2 protein-coding genes are annotated in these 1,357 nt (G+C 63.4%); both read left to right on the forward strand.

Going from position 1 to position 1,357, the window contains the following annotated elements:
• The coding region (yaaA, locus tag FOZ70_RS37825) for a peroxide stress protein YaaA (protein WP_219707917.1) at positions 1-193 on the forward strand (193 nt) is incomplete at its 5' end.
• 137 nt (positions 194-330) lie between these two features.
• Positions 331-1,357: M14-type cytosolic carboxypeptidase (locus FOZ70_RS37830; protein ID WP_219707918.1), on the forward strand; the 1,027-nt coding region annotated here is incomplete at its 3' end.

A 1,357-nucleotide genomic window follows, 5' to 3' on the forward strand; every position in this document is an offset into this window, starting at 1 on the left:
CTGGAAGGGCGGCCGCTACAAGATCATCAGCTTCCATGCGAAGCGTGCGCGCGGCCTGATGGCGCGTTATATCGTCGAGAACAGGATTGCCGACCCGAAGGCGCTGAAGGAATTCGCGACGGAAGGCTATGCGTTCGATGCGGCTGCGTCGAACGATTCGACTTACGTATATCGCCGGCGAGTCGGCGAGTGACCCTGCCGGCCGTTCACGAGACGGCCGGCGCATGCATGAGGCCGGGCAAGCGCTACACCGCCTGTTCCGGTCGCCAGCTTTACATGGGACCGGTGTCAGCGCCAAAGCGCCAACTCCGGTCGACAAAGGAGAGACAGATGGCCCTTTCGATCACCAGCAATTTCGACGCAGGCGCAATCGACGTCGTGTCGTGCGACAGCCCCGATGCGATTCGGTTGCGCGTGCGCGGCGACAACCGCTCGGAATTCGCGCAATGGTTTTACTACCGCTTGACGGGCGCGCGCGGCGAGCGCTGCGTGATGACGTTCGAGAATGCGGCCGAATGCGCGTATCCGTCGGGCTGGCGCAATTACAGCGCGGTGGCGAGCTATGACCGGGTCGACTGGTTCCGCGTGCCGACGACGTTCGACGGCAAGACGATGACCATCGACCATACGCCGGAATTCGACAGCATCTACTACGCGTATTTCGAACCGTACTCGGAAGAGCGTCATGCCGCATTTCTCGGTGCGGTCCAGCAGTTGCCGCAGGCGAGCGTCGTCGAACTCGGTCGCACGGTCGAAGGTCGTCCGATGTCGCTGCTGACGCTCGGTACGCCGGAGACCGACGGCGCACCGAAGAAGAAGGTGTGGATCATCGCGCGCCAGCATCCCGGCGAGTCGATGGCCGAGTGGTTCGTCGAAGGCCTCGTCAAGCGGCTGGCAGGATGGGGCGACTGGGCCGGCGATCCGGTTGCGCGCAAGCTCTACGATCGCGTGACGTTCCACATCGTCCCGAACATGAATCCGGACGGCAGCGTGCATGGCAACCTGCGCACCAATGCGGCGGGCGCGAACCTGAACCGCGAGTGGATGGCGCCCGATGCCGAGCGCAGCCCCGAGGTGCTGGCCGTGCGCGATGCGATCCATGCGATCGGCTGCGACATGTTCTTCGACATTCATGGCGACGAGGATCTGCCGTACGTGTTCGTTGCCGGGTCGGAAATGCTGCCGAGCTTTACCGAGCAGCAGGGCAAGGAGCAGGCTGCGTTCATCGAGGCGTTCAAGGTTGCGAGCCCCGACTTCCAGACTGAGCATGGCTATGCGGCGAGCAAGTACAAGGAGGACGCGCTCAAGCTCGCGTCGAAGTACATCGGCCACCAGTTCGGCTGCCTGTCGCTGACGC

The organism is Burkholderia sp. COPS (assembly GCF_019425585.1).
GTDB classification, from domain to species: Bacteria; Pseudomonadota; Gammaproteobacteria; order Burkholderiales; family Burkholderiaceae; genus Burkholderia; species Burkholderia cepacia.